Annotated in this window: 12 protein-coding genes and 1 rRNA gene; 7 read left to right on the forward strand and 6 right to left on the reverse strand. The window is 41.3% G+C overall.

The features are described from left to right. Window positions 1–16 precede the first annotated feature (16 nt). Window positions 17–3,064, reverse strand: a complete 3,048-nt coding sequence (gene amt, locus OFY17_RS12470; RefSeq protein WP_263531063.1) for an ammonium transporter — start codon at window positions 3,062–3,064, stop codon at window positions 17–19. Between the two features lie 469 nt (window positions 3,065–3,533). Between amt and OFY17_RS12475 the strand changes: the two genes are divergently transcribed. After that, entirely contained in the window at window positions 3,534–3,785 is a 252-nt protein-coding gene (locus OFY17_RS12475) for a hypothetical protein (RefSeq protein WP_263531064.1), read from the forward strand. On the opposite strand, the gene OFY17_RS12480 is transcribed toward OFY17_RS12475, so the two are convergent. Next, window positions 3,782–5,299, reverse strand: a complete 1,518-nt coding sequence (locus OFY17_RS12480; RefSeq protein WP_263531065.1) for a Ppx/GppA phosphatase family protein — start codon at window positions 5,297–5,299, stop codon at window positions 3,782–3,784. The two genes, OFY17_RS12475 and OFY17_RS12480, sit on opposite strands and share 4 nt — an antisense overlap. 404 nt (window positions 5,300–5,703) lie before the next feature. Between OFY17_RS12480 and rho the strand changes: the two genes are divergently transcribed. Both rho and OFY17_RS12490 read left to right on the forward strand, forming a co-directional pair. Continuing rightward, entirely contained in the window at window positions 5,704–6,969 is a 1,266-nt protein-coding gene (gene rho / locus OFY17_RS12485) for a transcription termination factor Rho (RefSeq protein WP_263531066.1), read from the forward strand. A gap of 112 nt (window positions 6,970–7,081) precedes the next feature. Further along, window positions 7,082–7,801 (forward strand): NAD(P)H-flavin reductase, encoded by a 720-nt coding sequence (locus OFY17_RS12490; protein WP_263531067.1) that lies wholly within the window; start codon window positions 7,082–7,084, stop codon window positions 7,799–7,801. A gap of 57 nt (window positions 7,802–7,858) precedes the next feature. On the opposite strand, the gene OFY17_RS12495 is transcribed toward OFY17_RS12490, so the two are convergent. Next, window positions 7,859–8,119, reverse strand: a complete 261-nt coding sequence (locus tag OFY17_RS12495) for a hypothetical protein (protein WP_263531068.1) — start codon at window positions 8,117–8,119, stop codon at window positions 7,859–7,861. Between the two features lie 94 nt (window positions 8,120–8,213). Beyond that, window positions 8,214–9,692, reverse strand: coding sequence for a malate dehydrogenase (quinone) (gene mqo / locus OFY17_RS12500; protein ID WP_263531069.1), 1,479 nt, complete (start codon window positions 9,690–9,692; stop codon window positions 8,214–8,216). Between the two features lie 598 nt (window positions 9,693–10,290). On the opposite strand from mqo, the gene OFY17_RS12505 reads away from it, so the two are divergent. Then, complete coding sequence (locus OFY17_RS12505) at window positions 10,291–10,698, forward strand: CBS domain-containing protein (RefSeq protein WP_263531070.1); 408 nt, start codon at window positions 10,291–10,293, stop codon at window positions 10,696–10,698. Between the two features lie 10 nt (window positions 10,699–10,708). Here OFY17_RS12505 and hslO read toward each other — a convergent pair whose 3' ends face one another. Then, window positions 10,709–11,584, reverse strand: a complete 876-nt coding sequence (hslO, locus tag OFY17_RS12510; protein WP_263531071.1) for an Hsp33 family molecular chaperone HslO — start codon at window positions 11,582–11,584, stop codon at window positions 10,709–10,711. A gap of 228 nt (window positions 11,585–11,812) precedes the next feature. On the opposite strand from hslO, the gene OFY17_RS12515 reads away from it, so the two are divergent. From OFY17_RS12515 to ppk1, 3 genes are all read left to right on the forward strand, one after another. Next, complete coding sequence (locus tag OFY17_RS12515; RefSeq protein WP_263531072.1) at window positions 11,813–13,732, forward strand: ABC-F family ATP-binding cassette domain-containing protein; 1,920 nt, start codon at window positions 11,813–11,815, stop codon at window positions 13,730–13,732. 111 nt (window positions 13,733–13,843) lie between these two features. Continuing rightward, on the forward strand, window positions 13,844–14,839 hold the full coding sequence (hemB, locus tag OFY17_RS12520) for a porphobilinogen synthase (protein ID WP_263531073.1): 996 nt from the start codon (window positions 13,844–13,846) through the stop codon (window positions 14,837–14,839). 113 nt (window positions 14,840–14,952) lie between these two features. Next, window positions 14,953–17,169 (forward strand): polyphosphate kinase 1, encoded by a 2,217-nt coding sequence (gene ppk1 / locus OFY17_RS12525; protein ID WP_263531074.1) that lies wholly within the window; start codon window positions 14,953–14,955, stop codon window positions 17,167–17,169. Window positions 17,170–17,531: 362 nt separating this feature from the next. Here ppk1 and rrf read toward each other — a convergent pair. Beyond that, window positions 17,532–17,646, reverse strand: a 5S ribosomal RNA gene (gene rrf, locus OFY17_RS12530). Window positions 17,647–17,652 lie beyond the last annotated feature (6 nt).

The following is a 17,652-nucleotide window of genomic DNA, read 5'->3' on the forward strand; positions in this document are numbered from 1 at the left end:
AGCCCTTTCTAATGAATCACTTTCTAGCGCTCAGCAGCTCTTCAATCTTCTCTATACTCATAGGCTTATAGTAGTAATAGCCTTGGAAGACATCACAACCTAACTGCTTTAACGTACTTGCCTGGGATGCCGTTTCAACGCCCTCAGCGACAATAGAAAGCTCTAAATTACGGGCTAAATGGATAATAGTTTCACAAATTTTCGTGTCTTCTTTATCCAAGTCGCACTCCTGAACAAAGGACTGATCTATTTTAAGTGTATTCAAAGGCAAACGTTTCAAATAACTCAAAGAAGAGTAGCCTGTACCAAAATCATCCACAGACGTCTTAACACCCAGCCCTTTCAAATCAGCCATCACTTCAATGCAACGCTCAATATCTTTTAAGAATACGCCTTCTGTAATTTCAAGCTCGAGATACTGACCGTCGATATTATATTGATTGAGTTTTTGGGATATATAAGACAGTAAACCATCCGATATTAAATGTCGGCCGGATAAATTAATCGAAATAGGTACCATGGGAAGGCCTTTATCCTGCCAAGCCTTAAGCTGCTTTAACACAGCATCAATAACCCATTCATCAATAGAGATAATAAGGTCAGACTCTTCTGCCATAGGTATAAACTCGGCTGGCGAAATGATCCCTGAGCTAGGGTTGTCCCAGCGAATTAGAGCTTCTAAGCCGAGGATTTTAGTATTGTCTATATCTACCTGAGGCTGCAGCAGCAAAAAGAAATTATCCGCTGCTAGTCCCTCTAGCACTTCGCCCTCAAAACCAAACTTCTTATTAACGGCAACTGCCATATCCGAGGTAAAGAACTGGGCATTGTCACGCCCCTTCTCTTTCGCCTGATACATGGCAATATCAGCGTGCTGTATAAGCCTGTCAGCGTCCACGATGCCTTCATCGGATAAAGCAATACCAATACTGGTCGGGATAGCGAAATACTGTCCAGCCAAGCAGAAGGTTTCACGCATCACAGTTAAAATTTGGTCACCACGCTCAATAGCTTTTTCTCTTGAGACACTTTCTGTCATCATGACAACAAATTCATCTCCGCCCCAGCGAGCAATCACATCTTGTTGCTCAGAGGTTGCCATGAGGCGTTTTGCCACTTCGCACAAGAGTTCATCCCCGGCCTTGTGCCCTAATGTGTCATTAATCATTTTGAAGTTATCTAGGTCTAAGAAAAGCAAACCCACTTTAGTATTGTGCTCTGATGCAAACAGCAAGGCCCTAGCCAAATCGTCCATCAGGTAAGTTCTGTTATATAGATTTGTGAGAGGGTCTCTATAGGCTAAAAAACGTAATCTATCTTGTAACTTCTCTTGCTTGGTCATGTCTTTTATATGGAAAGTATATTCTGCCAGCTTAAGTGATTTTGTGTTCACCTTAGTAATGGCAATCTCTGCTGAAAAGGCACTATTACTACCACTTCTTAGAAGTCTCAGTCGGTTACGTCTATTCAATATCAGATCATTGGTAGAAAAGCCTGAATTCAAACTTTCTTGAATTTTTTGCTTATCTTCCTCAACTATAAATAAATCAAGGAAGTTCTTACCTTCGACCTGAGTTTTGATATAACCAAATGTTTTCTCTGAGGCTGGATTAAACTCAATGATTTCACCAAGACGGTTTATCGTTATGATGCAATCCATTGAGGAATTTAAAATAGCTGACTTTTTGATTTCACTTTCTTTAAAACGCGTGATTGCTTCTTCTCGGTGAGATATTTCAACATTAACGCGCTCAATCACCTGATTATATTGTTGCGCTATCTGACCTACTTCAGTAAAAGGCTCTTCTGGTACAGGGTTAGAAAAATCAGCATTCGACTGCTGGTATTGCATGGTTGTCAGTAAATCTAGGAGCTCTGTGGTGGCTTTATGTTCAGCAACATTTAACCCCATTACTTCCTCATCTTCTTTCGCACGTAATCGCATAAAGCAATTACACAGTGACAACAAGACAAAGCCAATTACAAAGCAGTAAACACCAATGATGACAACACCAAACAACTGAACGCCTAGTTGCTCCCAAAAACTTAGGCCATTTCCAATCTTCTCGGCTTGACCAAAAAGAGCAACACTTATGGTTCCCCAAGCTCCAGCAAACAGATGGGCAGGCACGACATCCAAGGCATCATCAAGTTTCCAAGACACCATAAGCAAGCTGCCATAGTAGACAACAGCACCAGAAACACCACCAACCAAAATAGCGGCTGAAGGCGAGATAATATGACAACTTGCAGTAACCCCAACTAAACCGGCAATAGCGCCATTTAACATATGGCCAACATCTACAAAACCATCTCGAAAGTAACTTAATACTACGGCAACAAGACCACCCCATGCAGCGGATATAAATGTATTCAATATGATTAAAGGAACATCATCGGTTAGAGAGAGCGTGCTTCCACCATTAAAACCAAACCACCCAAACCAAATAAGTAACACACCGAGCGCGGATAGAGGTAAATTGTTTCCTGCAGGCAAGCGTTTGTCATTATCAAAGCGACCAATTCGTGGGCCGATAATAATGATAGCAACCAGAGCAATCCAGCCACCAACAGAGTGAACAACGGTAGAGCCCGCGAAATCAATAAAACCCATGGATTCAAGCCAACCATGAGTGCCACCGGCTTGATACACACCACCCCAAACCCAGTGCCCTACTACTGGATAAATAACAGCACTCAATATTACGGTAACAGCCACATAACCAAGGAAGTTCATACGTTCCGCAACCGCGCCAGAGGTGAGAGTCGCCGCGGTACTACAAAACATCATCTGGAAAAGAAAGAAACTAATTTGCCAAGGCGTATGTTCTTCACCAAAAAGAAAGTCACTCACCCCAAATAGTCCACTTACAGAGTCACCAAACATAACCCCAAAGCCAAACAGCCAAAATAACGTAGTAGATATAATAAAATCGGACATGTTCTTTGCAGCAACATTGATACTGTTCTTACTGCGAATACGCCCACTTTCTAGGCATAAAAAGCCCGCTTGCATGAGAAAAACAAGCGCGGAAGAGAATAACAACCAATAATAATCAGACATATACACCCTAGTAAAACATCACATCAAAAAGTTCAAAGAAGTAAAACTATTTGCTCTCAATCAAACTCATTATTTACTGTGCTTATCAGCCGGTACCTAGATGTAATTAAGCCCTTAACTCTCAACACTATCTATTAAGAAGCTATAACAAACTTTTATTATGAGAATCTTTATTAAATAAATTGTGTCTAATAATAAAAGTAGCAACTGGTTAAATTTTAAAAGCTACCTTTTAAACTAATCAAAAAACGAAAAGATTTTCAAATGGAAATTTTGTTTATTTCACATTACCGACCTTCACGGGCTATTTACAACCATCGAACACAGCAAAAATCTTGTGCCCTAGCAGGAGAAAAAAGAATACAAAGGCTATTTTTTGTACTATTATGAGAGAAATTACTAGTAATTCATTAGGGTGATTGTTTTGTCTGTCTCTTCTATTTCAAACAATTCAATGTATCTGCCAATTTTGTCTAACCAGACAGAGGCAAATGCAAACTCCAATTCTGAAAGATATCCAGACGTCGTTCAGCTGTCTGACCGCGCCAAGAGTTTGGTTATCTCACAAAATCAAGAAGAACTAGAGAAGTCAAAAGAAGAAGAGACTGCTGGCAAAGAGTCTGTTCAAGTTTCATCAAGTATTGGAAGACTTTCCCGCATTACTGGCTTACAACGTGACGAAGTCGCTGCCTTATACAGATCTATTGATAAGCTAACTTAACTAAAAGTTAGCTTATATCCACTCATTTCTAGATGATCAGCTTCTTTTTGCAAACTTGCCATTGTTAATGGTCTCGCAGCTAACCACCCATCTAAAAATTCAGCATGCAATTCTCTTTTTTGCGCTTTTAGCGTGAAGATTGGCATATCACCTTCCTTCCTATCGCTATGCAATAAAATAGACAATCTTAAGATAATGCTTAAACAATCTAATTGTTGTTGATCACTTTTAATAAAACGATAGTCAAGAGATTGAGTGAACTTGCGTCTATGTCTCAGAATAAGATTGGCCAACGCCTCTTGTTCCTGTTGAGAAAAGCCCGGCATATCAGATTCTTTAATAATATATGCGCCATGCTTATGATAACGGCTATGGGAGATACCTAAGCCCACTTCATGCAATAGGGCCGCCCACCTCAACATATCTTCACTAGAGACACTATTTAACCCCCAGCTGTCTTTCACTTGAGCTAACGCCGATGTCGCTGTATGAGTCACCAACTTAGCTTGCTCCATATCGATATGATATTGGTTGAGCATATAGTTCACCGTTCGCTCCCGAATATCGGTTTCACCATAGCGACCCATAATGTCATATAGTACCCCTTCCCTTAGAGCACTATTGGAGAAGTCCATTTGTTCAATGGAAAAGCATTCAAAAACAGCAGTCAAAATGGCAATACCAGCTGCTATGGTATGTTTTCTTTCAGGCTTCAGTCCTAATAAGTCGATATTATCTGCATGACCTGCAGAAAACAGCGCTTTTTGTATAAGCTTTAGCCCTTTGGGCGTAATGCCTTTTTTACTCCAATCATTCTCTTTAATAATATTGAAGGCCGCTTTCGCCGTACCCGAGGAGCCGATTGCAACTTCCCAAGATTCATCTAAAAAGTCATCTTGAATACTTAACAGCTCTAGGCGAGCAGCGGTGACGGCTTTTTGAAATTGGGACTGGGTAATCACACCATCATTAAAAAAGCGTTGCTGATAACTCACACACCCCATATGCAAACTTTCAGTCAGAATAGGCTCAAGCTTTTGCCCAATAATGCATTCGGTACTGCCACCACCGATATCAATAACTAACCTTTTAGCATTCCCATGATCCATCGACCTTGAGACACCCACATAAATTAAACGCGCCTCTTCTCGACCGGCAATAATTTCAACTGGATGGCTAATGATATCCATTGCATCACTAATAAAATCATAGCGATTTTTCGCAACACGTAATGCGTTAGTCCCCACGATTCGGACCGAACCTAACGGCATATCTTCAATCACTTGCGAGAATTGCGATAAACAGGCTAGTCCTCTTTGTTTTGCTTCATCATTTAAACAGCTGCCTTCTAAGCCAGCCGCCAGCCTTACTTTATCGCCAAACTCACCAGTAATACGAAGTTGACCATGAGTAACTTGCGCCACAACCATATGAAAACTATTTGAACCTAAATCGATGGCGGCAATTTTTTCAAAAGGAAAGTCATGGGACTGCTGCAAAAAAAGTGATTGCATAGGAGAAGCCTTTAAATTAAAGAAAGTAACGAAAAATACGAACTTAAAGTATAACGATTAAATCATGTTACACGATTTACCAAGATACTGAAGCACTACAGCCAATCGCCTAGCTCACTACACACATTAATTTAAAAAAAACCATAAAAAATCCTTTTTTACTAGATTTGGCTATAGACCTCACCAAAAAGGGTGGCTATAGTAGTGTTGGTTGATATAAGAACAACTATTATTTATTAAATTCTTGTGGATACCCCAATCAAATATATATCGACACTCTTTTGCAGAGAATAAAGCTCAAGCGTAGCGATACATTTTAACCAACTTCCAGACTCAGATTATTGTTGCTTATTGATTAACTATAATTCCGTCATTATTCTTCTAATTAGCCAAAAAACCCATTTATGAATCTTACCGACTTAAAACAAAAATCAGTACATGAACTTTTAAAAATTGCCGCAGAAATGGGCCTAGATAACATGGCTCGTTCCCGTAAACAGGATGTCATTTTTTCTATTCTAAAGCGTCATGCTAAAAGCGGCGAAGACATATCTGGAGACGGTATTTTAGAAATCCTCCAAGATGGTTTTGGCTTCTTACGCTCACCAGACTCATCTTACTTGGCTGGACCTGACGATATTTATGTTTCCCCAAGTCAAATACGACGTTTCAACCTTCGTACAGGCGACACCATTGCAGGTAAGATTCGTCCACCGAAAGAAGGTGAAAGATACTTCGCGCTTTTAAAAGTTCAAGAAATCAACTTTGACAAGCCTGAAAGCGTTCGTAACAAAATTCTTTTTGAAAACCTTACGCCTTTATTTGCCGATGAGCGCCTAGTAATGGAAGCGGGTAACGGCTCTACTGAAGACGTTACATCCCGCATTATTGATCTAGTATCTCCTATGGGTAAAGGGCAACGTGCCTTGGTCGTTTCTCCGCCAAAAGCGGGTAAAACTTTCATGCTGCAAAACATTGCCAATGCAATCACCAAAAACAACCCAGAATGTCACCTTATCGTATTGTTGATAGATGAACGTCCTGAGGAAGTAACTGAAATGTCTCGCACAGTTCGAGGCGAAGTGGTTGCTTCTACTTTTGATGAGCCACCTGCACGCCATGTTCAAGTTGCAGAAATGGTTATCGAAAAAGCAAAACGTCTTGTCGAGCATAAGCGCGATGTTGTCATCCTTCTAGACTCCATTACCCGTTTGGCTCGTGCATACAACACTGTTATTCCTTCATCAGGTAAAGTATTGACCGGTGGTGTTGATGCTAACGCCCTAGAACGCCCTAAGCGCTTCTTCGGTGCTGCACGTAATATTGAAGAAGGCGGCAGCTTAACTATCATAGCGACAGCCCTAGTTGATACTGGTTCTAAGATGGATGAAGTTATATTTGAGGAATTCAAAGGTACAGGTAACTCAGAGCTTCACCTTGATCGAAAAATTGCTGAAAAGCGCACCTTCCCTGCTATCAACATTCGTCGCTCAGGCACACGCCGTGAAGACTTGCTGACATCAGAAGAAGAGCTACAACGCATGTGGATTTTGCGTAAGCTACTCAATCCAATGGAAGATATCGATGCCACCGAGTTCTTGATTGACCGTTTACGTGTCACTAAGACCAACGACGAGTTCTTCGAGGCAATGAAAGGCAAAAACAAATAACCTTGTTTAAACAACAAGGATAAAAAGCCACTGATATAGTGGCTTTTTTTTACTGACATAAATTAATAAAAGATCGGCTTCTTTCAACACAAGCCAACATCGGAGCTAATATATGGAAAACATTACCGCCAAGGTAAAGTCTGTCGAGCTAGTTAATAAAGATGTGTATCAAATCGCACTGCAGGCAGATGACCTTACTTTCCACGCTGGCCAGTACCTTATGATTGTTTTACCGACTGGTGAACAAGTACCTTACTCTATTGGTAGTGCCCCCCATGAACTACCTAGCCTAACACTTTACATCTTAGTTTCTGACGCAGAGTCTTTAGCTCATAAAGTAGTAGAACATATCAAATCGAACTCTCAGATCAGCATTAAAGCGGCGGGTGGCGATTGCCACTTAGCGAACGGAGTATTATCAACGACACCTGATCACATTCTACTTATTGCAGGCGGTACAGGGTTCGCGCAAATCAAAAGCCTTTACAGCAGCTTGATCGAACAAGATTACCAAGGAAAAGTCTCTTTTTATTGGGGTGTTCGCAGCTATGAAGATATTTTCGCAGAAGGCTGGCTAGAAGAAGCGAAGGAGCATGCAGCTTTTTCTATCAATATCGTGGTCAATGAGAAAAGCGAAGAATGGCAAGGCCGTACAGGATGGCTATACGACGCAGTCATTCAGGACGTCGAAGATTTAAGCCACTGTACTGCGTTTATTTGTGGTTCTGTGAATATGGTTTATGGAACATTAGACCAGCTAGAGCAACAAGGCTTACAAGAAAGTAACTGCTTCTCTGATGTATTTGCTTACGCTCCACGCCCAAAGAAATAGCACTTTAAAGAGGCGGTACTTATGCTGCCTCTTTCTATCCCAAACTTCGTTTATTTTTTATACTTCTTCACACACTGATTTCCATAATGTCAAAATCTTCTGCTGATCGTCTTCTGTGACACTTTCTGCATCAAGTGTTTCCTGCAAGGTTCCTGTAAAAGCATTATCAAACTCGGCACCATCACCTTCAACACTACTGTGCAAACCTAATAAGCCTAGCAGATACGCACAGTAAAAAAGCTGATCACCATCAGCAGCATTATGTTCTATGTCTCGTAATTTATCGCACAATTGATCAGCACGTTCAGCAAATGTCATCGTCATACTCTTTCTCAAAAATTCTCTTTATTAAAAATAGAAAAAGCTGGGGAAAACCCAGCTTTTTATTAACATCTATAAGTTAAAATTGATATTACGGTTTCAGCTTCAATGTATTTAGTGTTCTTTCACGAATGGAAACTAATAAGTCGGTATTCTCTACCAAGGACTCACCATAAGATGGAACCATTTCCTTAGCCTTCGCTTGCCACTCATCAGAAGCCAAGCGATCAGCAAAACAGCGCTCTATAATACCTATCATGGTATTTACCGTCGTAGAAGCACCGGGCGAAGCCCCCAATAATGCTGCCATTGAGCCATCTTCTGTAACAATAGCCTCTGTACCAAACTCCAGTTTTCCAGAGCCATCTTCATTTTGCTTAATGATTTGCACTCGTTGACCCGCATAAGCAAGCTTCCAGTCTTTATCATTAGCATCAGGGAAGAATTGACGTAAAGAATCACAACGATCTTTATGAGACTTCATAACCTCACTAATCAAATAACGCGTCAAGTCCATGTTGTTTTTACCAACACTTAACATAGGCTTAAGGTTATCGAATTTGACGCTTTTCATTAGATCAGTTACAGAGCCAGTCTTAAGGAACTTGGTTGTAAAACCGGCGAATGGCCCGAACAAAATAGCTTTTTTACCATCAATAATTCGTGTATCTAGATGGGGTACCGACATAGGTGGCGCACCAATTGGCGCAGCACCGTAAACCTTAGCAAAATGTTGATCGACCAACTCTGGGTCTTCACATACCAGCCATTGACCGCTAACAGGGAAGCCACCATAACCTTTACTTTCTTTAACGTTCGCTTTCTGTAACAGTGGCAAAGCGCCACCGCCAGCACCTAAAAAGACAAACTTAGCATCAATAATACTCGATTCACCATCAACTTCTACAGTGACATCCCAACGGCCATCTGCACGTTTTTTCAGCTCTTTAACTTCTGTATTTACACTTAAATCGAAGTTATCAAGGCTTTGCAAATGTTGCCCCATATTACGAGCAATAGCACCAAAGTTAACATCTGAACCATGTTCTACTCGTGTTGCCGCTAGTGGCTCACCTGACTGACGATTTTTCATTATCAGTGGCATCCACTCGCTCATCACCTGAGTGTCTTCAGTATATTGCATTTCTTTAAAGGCAGGATGCGCGCTCATTGCTTCGAATCGCGCCTTTAATGCATCAACATTATCCTTGCCCCATACAAAACTTTGATGAGGTACTCGACGAATAAACTCTTCCGCTTCTGGTAACAAACCTTGTTCTACAAGATAAGACCAAAATTGCAAACTTACTTCAAAAGCAGCATTAATACTGACAGCCTTATCTATATTGACTGATCCGTCACTATTTTTAGAGGTATAATTTAACTCGCAGTAAGCGGCATGCCCTGTGCCTGCATTATTCCATCCATCTGTACTTTCTTGTGCCAAACCGCCCAAGCGCTCGACCATTTTCATCGTCATACTTGGGTCAAATTGCTTAAGTAACATAGCCAGAGTTGTGCTCATCGCACCACCGCCAACTAATAAAACATCTACAGAATTCGAGGTCATTTGATTTCGCCGTCTCGTCGCCAATTGTGAATTAAAAGGTGTTTAAGGAAGGTACTAACAAGTCCACTGACTTCAGCATGAGGATAAACCTTTATTATTCGAGACAAGCTTCGCAGTCCAATATTGAATATATTGGCAAGAAGCTTAACAAAGAATAAAAAGCGTTTAGCTCATGCCCTTCGGGTCTTTCAGAGAAACGGCTTCTCTGCGTTAAGAGTGATTGAAAGGTATTAACATTCCTACTCACTCTTGCCTTGATATGCCATTCCTCTGATAAGACTGAAGTTCAGAAGACTTGTTCGTACCTTCCTTGAAATAGCCAATCTGTAATTAACTATTAGAAAAAATAACCCTATTTAGGATTGTTACAATTATACGGATTTTAAAACTAAAGTCTTGGAAGGCATCTTTATCAAATTACGCGAAAGTGCTCTACAAGATTATAAGATAGTGCCTATTTGTTTGACTTTATCTACAAGAAAGGCGATGTTAGCAACATTAGTAAAAAAGTGTCGCTGATTTTGTTTTTATATTTAAATAATAATATTCAGTATAAACCATGTAAATCTCTAAATAGATACAGACAAGGAGTATTGTTATGAAAGCACAAGATATTATGACAAAAGAAGTCATATGTGTGGATATGGACAAACGCTTACCTGAAATAAAACAAATTATTGAGACAAATGCTTTCCACCATTTACCTGTTGTAGATGAAGATAGAAAAATCGTCGGCATTATCTCTGACAGAGATTTACTGAGACAAATAAGCCCTTTTATCGATCACGCCTCAGAACAACCTAGAGATGTAGACACCCTTAATCGCGCGGCTCATCAGGTAATGACACGCCAACCTGTTACAATAAAAGCAGAGACTTCCATGAGTGAAATTATTTCATGGTTTCAAAGAGTTGATATTTCATGCTTACCAGTAACGGATGAGGAAGGTCATGTCATTGGCATCATATCGTGGCGCGACTTAATTCTTCACGCCACTTTTAATTGATAAGAAACAGTTAGTGAGTTTTCGCTTGATCACCCAGTAAAGCTAACAATTCGGCTTCCGAAAACTCATACTCTTCTGCACAGAACTGGCAATCCACCTTAATTTTACCCTGCTCTATTAAGATTTCTCGAACCTCTTCACTACCAAGAGACATGACGGCATCCAATGTTCTCTGCCTCGTACACGAACAGCTAAATTGCATAGCCTTAGCATCGTACATTCGCACTTCTTCTTCGTGGTACAAACGATGTAGTAAAAGCTCCGTATCAATACCTAATAGTTCTTCCTCTTTTACCGTTGATGCTAGGTGAGACAAGCGTTCCCAAGCATCTTCATCGCCCTGCTTCGCTTGTTCATGGGGTAAGCGCTGTAGGAACAAACCACCACATTGAGCACCATTAGCTGCCAACCATACTCGACTAGGCAATTGTTCAGATTGTAAAAAGTACTGCTCCAAACACTCGGCCAATGTATCACCAGCAACATCAACAATACCTTGATAGCGTTGCCCTTTACGCGGCTGAATAGTAATAACTAGGTAGCCACCCTTTAATGCTTCCTTTAGTGAAATAGCATCAGGAGTTTCTTGTGACTCGTCCCATTGAGCAATAGCACGTAAGTTCTGATGCTCATCACACTCGGCCATCAAAGTAGACAAAAAACCATTGCCTTTTGCCTGCAAAGATAAAATACCGTCAACCTTAATAATATCTCTCAGTAAAGCGATAGCCGCTACAAACTCACCTAGCAAGATTTCTAGAGGTTCAGGGTATTGCTTACGCTTTATAATTTCTTGATAAGCTTCATTCAGTAACACACGTTCACCACGAACATTGGTATTATCAAAAGAAAAGCGTTGAATTTCATTTATAGACTGGACGTTCACTAAGCACACCTTAGATAGCTAAAAGCTTTAAAAAATTTAATATTGAATAATAGCTATTTTACCCGTGCGCCCCCCAATCATCCACTTTTAAAAATGGAATAAAAAAGAGAATATTCCCTCTTACTGTTTCGTTTGTTCTACCAGCACTCTAAAATGTTACCCATTCGAATATTTATTAAAAACACCTCATTTTATTCCTCCCATTGAGGCAAGAGATTTCTACTTTTTATGATTCAGTTTTCCGAAGTTAGCTTACAACGTGGCACACAGTTCTTATTAGAAGAAGCCGATCTAACCATTTTTGAAGGCCAGAAAGTAGGCTTAATAGGTGCAAATGGAGCAGGTAAATCATCCTTATTCGCCATGATAAAGGGCGAACTTAACTCAGATACGGGGGAACTAATTTTACCCGGTCAGCGTCGCATTGCTTTTATGGCACAAGAAGTTGAAGAAACTCAACGCAGCGCATTAGATTACTGCCTTGATGGTGACGATAAGCTAAGAGAGATAGAAAAAAATATCGCCAAAGCACAACAGGATGGCGACGATCACGCCCACGCTAACTGGCTAGGTGAGTTTGAAAGCGCTAACGGCTATACCGCACAATCAAGAGCTGAAACACTACTGCAAGGCTTAGGCTTTAAAATGGCGGACATGCACAAACCCGTCTCTGATTTTTCAGGCGGCTGGCGCATTCGTCTTAATCTCGCCAAAGCTCTTATGTGCCCTTCTGACATTCTATTGCTGGACGAACCAACCAACCACTTAGACCTTGATGCGGTTATGTGGCTAGAAAACTGGCTAAGACAATACCCTGGCACATTATTACTCATATCCCATGACAGGGATTTCCTAGATGCCATTTGTAGCCATATTGTTCACCTATATCAAAAGAAGTTAACGCTTTATAAAGGCAACTACTCAAACTATGAACGTCAACGAGCAGAACACCTCGCACAACAACAAGTTAACTATGAGAAACAACAAGCAAAACGAGCTCATTTGCAGCAATACGTAGACCGCTTTCGTTTTAAAGCAGATAAAGCAAAACAGGCACAAAGCCGTTTACGCATGCTAGAAAAAATGGAAACTATAGGACCTGCACACATTGACTCACAGTTTGAGTTTTCCATTCCTGTCGCTGAAAAAACTTCACAACAGCTCGTTAATCTATCCCATGCAAATTTAGGCTATATATCTGAAACTGGCACTCAAACAGTTCAACTTGAAAATAGCAACTTTGCGCTTAGAGATGGCCAACGCATCGGTTTACTTGGTCCCAATGGCGCTGGTAAATCGACCCTCATAAAATCTATAGTCGGTGAGCTCCCAGTTTTGTCTGGCGAACGAGTCACTGGTGAAAACTTAAAGGTTGGATATTTCTCACAGCACCAACTAAGCGCTTTAGACCTAGAAGCTTCGCCACTATTGCATATTCAGCGTCTTTCTCCGAGGGTACTGGAAAGTGAGATTCGCCGTTACTTAGGTGGCTTTGGATTTATAGGTGACGATGCATTACGAGCGGTTAAAGGCTTTTCAGGTGGGGAAAAAGCCCGTTTAGCGCTGTCTCTTATCGCATGGACTAAGCCAAACCTTCTGGTACTCGATGAGCCGACTAACCATTTAGATTTAGAGATGCGTCAAGCACTGACTGAGGCTCTGCAAGCCTTCCCCGGATCAATCCTGCTTGTTTCCCATGATCGCCATCTTCTCAACAGCACCGTAGATGAGTTTTACCTTGTAGCCGACAACTGCATTCAAAATTTTGATGGCGATCTAACGGCTTATTACGCTTGGTTACAAGCAAGACAGAACAATACTGCTCAAGTAGAAAAAGCGAAGCAAGAGGTCGTAAAACTGGATAAAACCGACCGCAAGGAAGAAAGAAGAAAAGCTGCCGAGATGCGTGAAAAACTTCGTCCTCTTCGCAAAAAGATAGAAAAACACGAAAAAGCCGTTCAAAAAGCACAAGAATACCTAGACAAGATTTCCGAAGCCATGTCGGATACATCACTCTATGAAGCTGAACAAAAAGATAAACTGCAGTCTTTATTAGAGGACGAAGCTAAATGGAAAAAGTCATTAGCTGAAAATGAAGAGGCATGGTTTGAGGCACAAGAAGAGCTTGAAGAAGCCGAGTCTCAATAGGCAGCTATATAAGCGAATTAATCTTTAAGATACAAGAATATACGCACCGCTGACTTAATACTGTCATAATAGTTAAGTAGATTCATACCCTGAACATAGGAGAGATATTGGATGACATTTCCATACACCCGTATGCGCCGCATGCGAAAGAATGATTTTTCTCGACGCTTAATGCGAGAACATCATTTAACTGCTAACGACCTGATATACCCTATGTTTATTCTTGAAGGTAGTAATGTTCGTGAAGAGATTCCCTCCATGCCGAATATTAGTCGGGTGTCTATCGACCTTCTTCTCAAAGAAGCACAAGAGTTAGTCGAATTGGGCGTTCCTACCATCGCTATTTTCCCAGTGATTGAAGAAAATAAAAAGTCATTGCTTGCTGAGGAAGCTTATAACCCCGAAGGCCTAGTTCAACGGGCAGTACGCGCTTTGAAAGCCGCTTTCCCTGAACTTGGCGTCTTAACAGATGTCGCTTTGGACCCTTATACCACCCATGGTCAAGATGGCATTATTGACGACACAGGTTATGTATTAAACGACATCACCGTCGATACCCTTGTGAAGCAAGCCGTTTCTCATGCTCAAGCTGGTGCAGATGTCGTTGCCCCTTCAGACATGATGGATGGCCGTATAGGGACCATTCGTGGTGAATTGGAATCTGAGGGATTCATCGACACCTTGATAATGGCTTACGCCGCTAAGTATGCCTCTGCTTATTATGGCCCATTTAGAGACGCAATTGGCTCAAGTGGTAATCTAGGTAAAGGCAATAAATCTACCTATCAAATAGATCCAGCCAACTCAAACGAAGCCATACGTGAAGTCATTCTGGATATTGAGGAAGGTGCCGATATGGTTATGGTGAAACCTGGCATGCCATATTTAGACATTGTTCGACGCGTCAAAACAGAACTTGAAGTTCCAACATTTGCCTATCAAGTCAGTGGTGAATATGCCATGCACATGGCTGCCTTTGAGAAAGGTTGGCTAGATAAAAATACCGTTATGATGGAGTCTCTATTGGCCTTCAAAAGGGCTGGAGCGGATGGGATTTTGACCTATTTCGCTAAAGATGTAGCACTTCTCTTAAAGAAACAAAAATAGCTGAAAAGCTATCTACTCAGTAGGTTGCTTTTCATTTTTGAAACAGGCTTTTCTACCTCCAGAAAAGCCAAAGATTGCATTTATTAAAACCGATGTTTGAGGTTATATAGAGTATGTCTGAGCAACTAAACAGTGAAAAAATCGAAACAACAAATATACCTGTTGTAGAGAAAGAAGCAGATGAGCTCATATTGGAGCCTATTCCAGAGCAGCCACAAGACATTAAAAAGCTGGCTATTGAAGAGCGCTCGCCTGAGGAAATCGATTTATCGGACCCAGAACTTTATTTCAACAGAGAGCTGAGCCACTTACAGTTTAATGCTCGAGTTCTAGAGCAAGCAATGGATGAAAACCATCCTATCCTCAATAGATTGATGTTCCTATGTATATTCAGTTCGAATATGGATGAGTTTTTTGAGATCCGAGTTGCAGGTCTAAAAAACCAAGTAGAATATAGCCGTGAAGAAAACGGTCCTGATGGCATGCACCCAAAAGAGGTGCTTAAACTCATCAGTGAACAAGCCCATAAATTGGTAAGACGCCAATACAAAATACTGAATGACATCATCTTCCCTAAGCTTTCTGAAGAGAATATCCACTTTATTCGCCGTAGTTTATGGACAGACAAGCAAGCACTGTGGGTAAAAAATTACTTTAAAGACAATGTGCTTCCTGTCATCAGCCCTATCGGCCTTGACCCAACTCACCCATTTCCGCGTCTTGCAAACAAGACCTTCAACTTTGTTGTTGAACTAGAAGGAAGAGACGCATTTGGTCGAGAGAACGGACTCGCTATCGTACCAGCGCCAAGCTCATTACCACGTTTAGTGAAATTACCTGACAGCGTATGTGATGGCGGTGACAACCTTGTCTTTCTTTCTGCGATCGTTCACGCCCATGCCGACCAACTTTTCCCCGGCATGACAGTAAAAGGTTGTTACCAATTCCGTCTGACACGAAATGCGGACTTAGAAGTAGATTCAGATGATATCGGTATCGATTTAGCAGGCGCTCTACGAACAGAGCTACAAAGCCGTCATTTTGGTAGCTCTGTAAGGCTAGAGGTTGCTGAGAATTGTCCATCGCATGTTATTGATTCACTCCTAAAACAATTCGATTTAGAAGAGCAGGACTTATATCGTATAGATGGCCCAGTTAACCTAAGCCGAATGCTTGCTGTTTTGGATTTTGTTGACCGTGGCGATCTGATGTATTCACCATTCTCTCCAGGACTACCGAAAAAGCTATCTAACTCCAGTAATTTATTTGAGTCGATCAGACAAAATGATTACTTGTTAATGCACCCTTTTGAGAGTTTCACACCTGTTATTGACCTCATTAGCGAAGCGGCTAAAGATCCTCATGTTGTTGCAATACGTCAAACGCTGTATCGCACAGGTTCGCGCTCACCTATTGCCAATGCGTTAGTAGAAGCGGCTCGTAACGGTAAAGAAGTCACTGTTGTTATCGAATTAAGAGCACGATTTGATGAAGCAGAAAACCTTGCTCTAGCAAGTCGCTTACAGGAAGCAGGGGCGATCGTCGTTTACGGCGTTGTACATCATAAGACTCATGCCAAAATGATGATCATCGTCCGTAAAGAAGGCTCTGAGCTGAACAGATATGTTCACTTAGGGACAGGTAACTACCATGCAGGTAATGCAAGACTCTATACAGACTACAGCTTCTTAACATGCGATAAGGTCATAGGTGATGATGTGCACCGTGTCTTCCAGCAGCTAACTGGCATGAGTAAAGAACTGAAAATCAAAAAGCTACTCCATGCGCCGTTCACTTTGCGTGACAGACTATTGGATATGGTCAACCGCGAAGCAAAAAATGCAAAAAATGGTGACCCTGCTCGTATTATCATTAAAGTGAATTCTTTAACTGAGCAGCGTTTAATTAAAGCACTTTATAAAGCATCACAAGCTGGTGTAAAAATTGACCTTATTGTCCGAGGCATTTGTACTCTTAGACCGGGTGTGAAAGGCGTATCTTCTAATATTCGTGTGCGTAGTATCATCGGCCGTTTCTTGGAACATACCCGTGTTTACTACTTCTATAACAACCGTAGCCCAGAGGTTTACCTATCGAGCGCTGACGGCATGGAACGTAATCTGAACAATAGGGTAGAAGTGGCCTTCCCAATTCAAGACGGCAAATTATCTCGCCGAGTGAAACAGGAATTAGAGTCTTACTTAACGGATAATACCCAGAGCTGGTTGTTACAAAATGATGGAACCTATCAGCTATCCAAACCTAGAAAAGACCAATACAGAAGTGCACAGCGTACTTTGCTGAGTAATTTATCTAATAGCTCTCGCTAATTTAAATAGATTACTTCATCTAAAAGGGCCTCTTATGAGGCCTTTTTTATACTTTTAGAAAATAACCCCAAACTCTTAGCAGCCTATTCCAGAGGCTCAGAACCCCTGACAGCATTGCTATCAGGGCTTCTATTGTTTAATAGCTTTGTCACCTGTTCTCACATGCGTATCCTGTAGGGAGTCCCACACTCTCATCGGCGATGGTGAGCGCCTGCGGCGAATAAAGAGTCACTTCTGAGTTCGGGATAGGGTCGGTGGTTCAACGCCTTAATGGCGATCAGATAATTTTAACTTCCAAGCACTTTTCTAATAGACACAAAAAAGCCCTGACAGCATTGCTATCAGGGCTTCTGTTGTTTAAAGCTTGACGACGACCTACTCTCACATGGGATCCCCCACACTACCATCGGCGATGGCGCTTTTCACTTCTGAGTTCGGGATGGGATCAGGTGGTTCAACGCCTCTATGATCGTCAAGCAATTC

Origin of the sequence: Marinomonas sargassi, from assembly GCF_025716875.1 — a bacterium.
Lineage (GTDB): Bacteria > Pseudomonadota > Gammaproteobacteria > Pseudomonadales > Marinomonadaceae > Marinomonas > Marinomonas sargassi.